Below are 7,591 nucleotides of genomic sequence, written 5' to 3'. Positions count from 1 at the left end.
CCGCGGCGATCTGGCACAACCACAAGACCAAACAACCGGTCATGCGATCCCTGATCGCCTACGACCACTGATCACATCGGAATGACTCGTCTAGGAGGCCCTGCCAGCGGGGTCATCCGCACACCGCCTCGGGTGATCCGTCGTCGGGCCAAGTCGGGCGGTACGGATCGTCGATGTTCCATCCTCGCCATGCGGTGTCGCGGAGCTCACCTGTGCTCTCGTCGACGACGCCTTCGGGCACCAGCCGCAGCCGCGGCCTGGGGCAACGGCGACGCTCGACGGCATGCTGTGTGCACTCGGTGAGCCACTGCCTGTAGAAACGCCGCTGGTCGCCGTGCCGTTTGCAGCGCCGTTCCCCCAGGCCAGCGGTCCCTCGGAGGAGGGCTACGTGCTCGAGCTGGTCGGGGTCGGGGCGAAGGCCTTCGTCACCGGCGAGGTGGCGGGGCAGATAGACCAGGCCGTCGGCTTCCTCGGCGAGACCGTCCTCGACGAGCTTATCCACGCGTCGGCACACCGTGGTGCGGTGGAGTCCGGTCGCCGCGGCCAGGTGCTCGACGTCGGCGCCGTCGAGCGGGTCGAGAGCGGCGAGGATACGGGCGCCGGAGGTGCCGTGCGCGTAGTGGTGGCAGGCGTCGGTGCTCATCACGGCGCCCAGCGCACGGGTGCTGACCTCAACCCCCGTGTGCGTGTCCGGGACACTCTCTGCCCCCTCTCCCCCGAGGCTGGAGGGTGTCCCGGGCGCGCACACGACTTCTGATCTTCAGGTTCGGTCGGGGGGATACGAAGGGACCAGGTCGAACTGTGCTCCCCCGTGCCGGCCGCGACCAGGACCAGCCACCTGGTCTCACACAGACGGGCGTTGCTCGCCGCCACGGTCGAACGTGCGCAGCCCATCAGCTCGGCCAGCTGTCGTACCAAGACCTCGTGCTCGAGCCCCCGGCCTGTCCGGCCAGCAACAACCGCACGGTGAGGTTCTTCAGATCGGTGCCACCGCCGGGCCCCGGCCACACGACGGCTTCCACTGCGGCACGCAGGCGAGCGATCGCCACGATGGCATCGGCCCGGCACACGATCGTGCCCGACGTGCCCACGAACTCACGTGCCTTGTCGAGCATCCCGGCGAGCTTGCCCTCGGTGTACCGCTCCCCCTTGCGCGAGCGCAGCGACCGTGCCCAGGCGCCGCCCGCCGTCGGGCGCAGTACCAGGGTCTCCCACCACTGCGCGAGGGTCCACTCCCGGCCGGGCTGGGAGACCGCGACCGCCAGGGCCATCGTCAGCCGGTAGCCGGAATCGGCAGCCGTCCGGCCGGCGTACCGGCCGTCGGTATCGCCCTCCAGCAGCAGTCGGCGCACCCGCCTCGACAGACCCGGAAGCCCCTGGACCCACTCGGTCAGCGACGGCCTGCGAACCGGCTGGTGCACGTCGGCGCGCACAGCTCGGTTCATGCCCCCACCACCGCCGGCGTTCCGATGGCGCCCGTCGGCTGGCCGGCCGGGGGTGAGGACCTTCGTACGGACACCGTGTGGTCTGGCGCAGGGGGGCGGATCAGGCTACGGACCCGCGCTGCCGCCTGCGCGTACCAGTCGGGTTCGGCATCCGCCTCAACCGTGGTCCGCGCGTCCCGTACGGTACGCAGCCGGTCGTTCAGGACCGCGTGCGCCGCGTTGAACCGAGCCCGCTGAGCGGCCTCTTCAGCGGCCTCCCGGGCATCGTCGAGGCTCTCGTGGAGGTGGCTGCGCCGCATCTCGGTGGCGAAGACCTTCCTGTACTCGGCCTGGGCCGCCGACTGGTAGGCGAACAGGTTCACGGCCGTGCGCTGCAGCGCACCCAGATGGAGCTCCGCGGCTAGCCGCGCGGCGAGCGCCATCGCTTCGGCGAACACGTCTCCGCCCAGGGCAAGCAGGTCCGTGACCGCCTGGCGGACTGCACCGCGCATGTCCCGCTCGGTGCGGGAAACGACATCGAGCCGGTCCGCCTCACCACCCGTCCCCCAGGTGGCCACGGCCACGTCGACGGCCTCGGCGACCAGTTCGTCGACCCTGCGCTCGTCGCGGCACCGACCGCACAGACCGGCCGTCTCCGGCTTCCCGCACACCGTGCAGGCAAGCGCCAGCCGGGCGGCCTCCTCGGCCTCGTACCGGGCCCGCTGCTCGGCCCACACCCGCTCACGAGCGTGCCGCTCCCGAGCGGCCTGTTCGCGGCGCACCGCCGCGGAGGCGGCCTCGAGCTGCCAGCACACGTTCAACTCCGCCTCGAACACCGACCGGTCAACCCGGCCGTCGACCATAGCCGTTGTGGCCCTGGCGAGGGCCCGGGAGCGCAGCCCCCGTCCATCCAGAACCAGCATCTGGCAGGCGGCACAGTCGGCACGGTTGTCCATCCGCCGCCCGTCGTCACACCGGCCGTCGGGACACAGCGCCCGACGCGGCAGAGCACGGCCAACCAGCCAGCCCACCGGGTCGGTCACCGGCACCGAGCCCTGCTCCGCCAACCGGTGCTTGAGCCGCTCCCGCAGAATCCGCTCGGCATCCACCTGGGGACCGCACACCCCCGAAATCTCGCCGAGCCGCGCCCTCACCACCTTTGTGACGTACCGCCGCGTCGTCAGTCGGTCCAGCCGGCCCCACACCATGGCCACCGGCTCCAGCACCCGCTCCAGACCCTTGGGCACCTGAGCCCACACCGGCGGCGGCCCACCCGAAGAAGCCCGCCGGGCCTGAAGCGTCGACGCCGCCGCCGATCCCGACCCTGCTTCCCCCAGCAGCAGATCAGGCTTCTCCCCGCGAAGCGGGTCAGCCTCGCCGTCGACAACCGTCACCTCAACCTGGAGCTCAGCCTCCGGCGCCGGTGAGTTCCCTTCCTGGCACGCGCGTACCGGCTGACGGCAGTATCCCGAGGCGGCTTCGCCGGAAAACCCGAGAACTCCAGCACCCTCACGACGTACATCAGCAACAACAGCGTGGTCGGTGTGAGGCTCTGCAGATGCATGACTCGCCTCGAACGTCTCGAAGACCGTCTGACCTGCGGAAAGATCATCACCAGCGCCGTCGAGATCCCTGGGTGCAGTTCCGCAATCCTCCTCGCCGTCCTCAAAGTCGTCCCAGGAAAGCTGCCGCCACCCGTCCCCTTCCACCACCAGCACGTCGGCCTCTTCGTGCCTAGCACACCGAACGCAGCCCGCCGCATCACCGGTGGGCTCCGGATCATCAGAGGAGCGACTCTCGAGCTCGGCAGCGTCCTCGACCGCGGATGCGGTCCGATGCGCGGCCGCCACCGCCGGCACAACAAGTCGACCCGAAGGGGAAGTCACCGCCCCGGCCTCCGCAAGCCGCCCCAGCACCGTCGCGGCCACCGGCACATCGCACCCCAGCATCCGTGCCAGCGTCACCGCCGCCCGGCCGTGATGAGCCACTTCCTTCGCCAACAGGCCACCGACCAAAGGCACCCGCCCGTCCGGCCGAGCATGGAAGGCGAGCAGGACCAGCGCCAGCCGATCCGACGCCGCGCCCCGCCCCCGCCGCCCTTTCCTTACCAGCAGCCCGGGAGGCGTAGCGCACTGCTCACCCCACCCTGGAGCGAACAACTCCTCCAGGAACCGCAGCAGCGTCGCCAGCTCGGCCTTCGACAGCCCCAAGGGTGCGCCAACGTCCTTGTGGGCCTCCCACAGAGCCTCCACTCGATACTCGACACCGGTCGGCAGGCCGTCGGCGCCCCGCACCACACGCGAGGCGACAGCACCAACCTCACGGAGAACACTGAGCACTTCGTGGTCGATGGTCGACTTCGACACCCCGAGCCAACGACCCAGCTCCCGCGCCGTGATCTCAACGCGACACCGGCCGTGGCTGGCCTTCGCCATCAGGACAAGCGCGGCGAGGCGCACCACATCCTTGCGGCCGACGAGCCGCGGATCGGATACCAAAGCGCGGACTGCCGTCAACAGCCGGTACCGCATACCGCGCCCCAGCTGTAGGGCCGGGCCCGGTACGCCGGCCAGCGGGGGCGCCCCGGGCCAACGGCCCGGAATCGAACGCGCGTGTGCTGGCGGGTTAGAGGTTTTGGGTAGGCTACGGCCTGCTTCAGGCATGACTGAGCCGACCCTCGTGCGGGTAGCTATGATCTGCTCCAGTCGAGGAGGTACGAGGGAAACCCTCATCGCCAACCGGCACCGCCTGGGGAGGTGAGAGGCCGGATGTGCAAGGCGTATTCAGCTAGGTGTGGAGAGCGACGCTCACCTCCTCGACATGACTGGCCCGGGATATCGGAGTCCCGGGCCAGTTCTTTGCATGAATCCGGGCGATCTCGACCGAGCTACCCGAGATGTGACAGCGATGTCACTCTTGAGCCTTCTCTGAGACCTCGCCAACGCGAAGGCGTTGGGTCGGCAACTCGTTGAACCATCGGCCCAACGGGGCGTAGTAGAAGGGATGTTCAGCCAACTTGAAGAACGCCAGGGCCTTGGGTCCGGGGCCGGAGACGAGTTCGCATCCTGTTTGGTGAACGAAGAGGCCAGTGTCATCGTGCATGTCGTCTGGAAGCGCTGCTCGAGCGGTCTCGATAGTTATGGCTTCCCATACCCGAAGACCCTGGTCCTTGTTCGCCGGCCGACGCTCCTCGGGCCAGACAAGGCGCTTCAAGGCCCCGTACAGGCGGACAAGGACGATATCCGTCTCCACGGTGTGCTGGGCGTCGATTACCCCTTCCTCCGCAGCATCTCGGGCCACCTTGGGCAGGACGTGCGCTTCCTGGGCCAGGGCGCGGAGGGACCAACCGCTGGGCGCCGTGCTCATGAACAGTCCTCTCTTTCAATCAAGAGCATCCTACTCACCGATCAGGCGTCGGGTGGTAATGACAGAACCATTGTGTGTCGGATCTTCGGATCGACTCCCACGGGACTCCTGCATGAGAACGGGCTAGACCTGCACAGATTGAATGGTTGAGCTGTGGGCGCGTATGAGTGTCAGTGGCACGGCGGCCCCCAGGTGAGCGTGACAGTGTCATGGCGGGTGGTTCTTGGGGGAGGTGCGACGAGAGGCACAGAGGGTCGACGGGGAGCCAGAAAGTACGTGTCAATGCGTGCGTGATTGCCCGACATATTGCATGCGTGAAAGTGTGTGAATAAGTGAACTACAGTCAAGCAAGGGTGGCTCGTCTCCCTGAGACGAGCCACCCTTGCTCGGTTGCGCTTAACGAGCAGGAGGGAAGGGCCCTTCCCCGTCGGCATCATCGAGGAACCGATCCACCGCTGCCGAGACGACGTCGAGGATGAGGCCTCCGCTTCCGGCTCCGCGCTGACCGCGCAAATGACGCTTCAGTCCCTTGAGGAACGTGTACATCTCCGGCGACACACCAGCTTGGATGCTCACCCCTGGCGGGTGCTCGCCAGACCACCTCTCGATGAGCCACTCGTTGGCCATGGCCGCGAGCTGCTCAGGGGTTTGGTCCTGCATCAGCTTCAGCGCGGCGTCCAGGTAGTGCCCAGGCATGAGATTTCGCCCGGAAGACAGTGCGTCATCATCAGCCTTGTTAAGGAGCCGGGCCTTGGTCTCCCCCTCGATGCGGCCAGACCAAGTTGGCCAGTCGCGCCCTGTCCTGTGCCTTATGAACGAAGCGAGTACGGCGGCCTGCATCGGAGGTTTTGCGTCGGCAGCCTTCTTGCGACTGCGGGGCCTCAGGGCTGGTTCGGCCGAGGCCGCAGTGAACCCGGGACCATCGTTCCGGCGGCGCCCCCCAGTCGGCGGCACCACTACAGCGCGCGCTCCGGTAGGCGTTGCGGCCCCCTCCGCAGATTCGTTCGCAGGGCGTGTCTCGATGGTTTCGGCCTTGGGCTCCGGCTCGGCCTCGGCCTGGAGGGGGGCTTCGTTCTCACGGGGCAGGGCCGTCGACGGCACAATAAGGGCGGCCTCAGGCGCGACCGAGGCAGCCGCCGACAATCCTGGACCGCCACCGGTGCCGTCCACATCGCTCGAACCGGGCAATTCGGCGTCGTGCGAAAGGCTGGGAGGTACTACGACGGCAGTTGCTCCCCCCCGTCGCTCAGACTCAGCAGCGTCGTCCCCGAGAAATCCACCCTCAGTCGCGTCGTTGCCGACGTGCTCGATGGCGCTGAAGTCGAAGGAGCGCGACTTGCCTCGCGCCTTCCTCCGCGGCTTAGGCGACTCCACGCTGCCCTGAGTTGGTTCCTCCGGCGATGCCGTCATGACAGACCCCGGATCCGGTCGATGATCTCGACAGTGAGGTCTTCAAACCAGCCGCTTGCAGCGTAACTGGGCTCGTCAATGACGATAGGGCGACCGATGCCGTACGAAGCGGAGATCTGCGGGCTCGTCCTGATCTCCTTCTTGAAGGGCGCCAGTTCGTGCTTGTGGAGGAAGGCGTCAACAGCGTCTGCCTCCTCGGTGCGCTTCGACGGAGGCTGGGCTTCGTTGATCACCGTACCGAGGAAGACAGGGCGGCAGGTGCCGCCGGTACGCTCCGGGACCTTCACAACGTTGTTTCGAACTACGCGAGCTCCGTCCGCCGTTGCGAGCCGCGGGTTGCAAACAGCGATGACGTAGTCGCCGGCAGCGAGAGCCACGGAGGCGAGAGCGTCAGCGGAGGGCGGGGTATCGACGATGATGAAGTCGAACTCATCCTGCAGGGTAAGGAGGAGATGGCGAAGACTTGACACCGCCTCCCAGCCGCGCTTCGCGATTTCGGTGCGAGCGCGGTCGGTCACGTTCATGACCGAGCCGATGACGCTGAGCGTGCCGGGGTTCTCGAACTCCTTGAGCAGGATGCTCCTGTCGACCATACGGCCTCCCAGGGACGTCATGCTGGCAACATCGTCTGCGTCTACCGCGTCGATGTAGTCGATCAGGGCGCTTCCGATGTCCTGCGGCTTGCGCGCGAATGCGCCCAAGGAAACACCGAGCTGGCCCTGAAGTTCAAGGTCGACCATGCCGACGCGGGCTCCCCCGCTAGCAAGACTCGAACCGATGTTGACGGACGTCGTGGTCTTACCCACTCCGCCCTTCTGGCTGGCGAGGACGATGACCTTCATGGGTGCCTTCCTCCCGTCCCCCAGATACCTCGCCCTAGCTGTTCGCTTCCTGCCGACGTCGATGGGGGTGGGACTGACAGATTCACGCTGACGGCCCAAAGGTTAACAGCAGTAGGGGTGCGCTCCGTGTGGAACCTGGGGTCATTCAGCGTGTCGGGTGTCGTCGGCCGATGGTCAGCCGGGCCTGACAGACCCGCCTCCAGGTGCTTTGCTGCGCACGATAGTCGGGTTTGCGGCTTTGGTCGTGCTTCGAGACGACGAGTCGTTGCGGGGGAAGGCATGGTGTGCTTCCAGGTGCTCGCACAGAAGCGCGATCGTGGGGCCTTCCGCTTGAGCGCTCGCGCTTGGGGATGGTTGGCCGCCCTGAGTGGTGTCATATCAGTAGTGAGGGTGCGCATCTGCGCTACGTGGCCGAGGCGAGCAGGCAGTTGCCGCCGGCAGGCCGTATGCCTGGTTAGTACTGCAACCGCATGTGATGTGACTGGTCGTCGCCTTGGTCGTTGGGCTGACTGTGTGATGAATCGCTGACGGTCGCGCAGATCGAGGACT

At 67.2% G+C, this 7,591-nt stretch carries 7 protein-coding genes; 1 reads left to right on the top strand and 6 read right to left on the bottom strand.

Features of this window, described 5'->3' with window-relative positions:
• Positions 1-112: 112 nt before the first annotated feature.
• The 3 genes from ACFYMC_RS29295 to ACFYMC_RS29285 all read right to left on the bottom strand — a co-directional run bounded on the left by ACFYMC_RS29295 (position 113) and on the right by ACFYMC_RS29285 (position 2,818).
• Positions 113-643, bottom strand: coding sequence for a MarR family transcriptional regulator (locus tag ACFYMC_RS29295; protein WP_388531054.1), 531 nt, complete (start codon positions 641-643; stop codon positions 113-115).
• Positions 644-893: 250 nt separating this feature from the next.
• Positions 894-1,445 (bottom strand): hypothetical protein, encoded by a 552-nt coding sequence (locus ACFYMC_RS29290; protein ID WP_388531051.1) that lies wholly within the window; start codon positions 1,443-1,445, stop codon positions 894-896.
• Positions 1,442-2,818: a hypothetical protein gene (locus tag ACFYMC_RS29285; protein ID WP_388531049.1), complete on the bottom strand. Its 1,377-nt coding sequence runs from the start codon at positions 2,816-2,818 to the stop codon at positions 1,442-1,444. The genes ACFYMC_RS29290 and ACFYMC_RS29285 overlap by 4 nt, the downstream gene beginning before the upstream one ends.
• A 168-nt stretch (positions 2,819-2,986) precedes the next feature.
• Between ACFYMC_RS29285 and ACFYMC_RS29280 the strand changes: the two genes are divergently transcribed.
• Positions 2,987-3,973 (top strand): hypothetical protein, encoded by a 987-nt coding sequence (locus tag ACFYMC_RS29280; RefSeq protein ID WP_388531047.1) that lies wholly within the window; start codon positions 2,987-2,989, stop codon positions 3,971-3,973.
• Positions 3,974-4,334: 361 nt separating this feature from the next.
• Here the strand turns inward: ACFYMC_RS29280 and ACFYMC_RS29275 are convergent, their stop codons facing one another.
• The 3 genes from ACFYMC_RS29275 to ACFYMC_RS29265 all read right to left on the bottom strand — a co-directional run bounded on the left by ACFYMC_RS29275 (position 4,335) and on the right by ACFYMC_RS29265 (position 7,042).
• Complete coding sequence (locus ACFYMC_RS29275) at positions 4,335-4,790, bottom strand: hypothetical protein (RefSeq protein ID WP_388531044.1); 456 nt, start codon at positions 4,788-4,790, stop codon at positions 4,335-4,337.
• A 396-nt stretch (positions 4,791-5,186) separates the two neighbouring features.
• The gene (locus ACFYMC_RS29270) at positions 5,187-5,486 is read right to left on the bottom strand and encodes a hypothetical protein (RefSeq protein ID WP_388531041.1); all 300 of its coding nucleotides are present in this window, start codon (positions 5,484-5,486) and stop codon (positions 5,187-5,189) included.
• 710 nt (positions 5,487-6,196) lie between these two features.
• The gene (locus tag ACFYMC_RS29265) at positions 6,197-7,042 is read right to left on the bottom strand and encodes a ParA family protein (RefSeq protein ID WP_388531039.1); all 846 of its coding nucleotides are present in this window, start codon (positions 7,040-7,042) and stop codon (positions 6,197-6,199) included.
• Positions 7,043-7,591: the final 549 nt, after the last annotated feature.

The organism is Streptomyces sp. NPDC006879, from assembly GCF_042869595.1.
In the GTDB taxonomy this organism is placed as follows: domain Bacteria; phylum Actinomycetota; class Actinomycetes; order Streptomycetales; family Streptomycetaceae; genus Streptomyces.
Note: the sequence above shows the minus strand (reverse complement) of the source record. Positions and strands in the feature narration are given on the sequence as shown.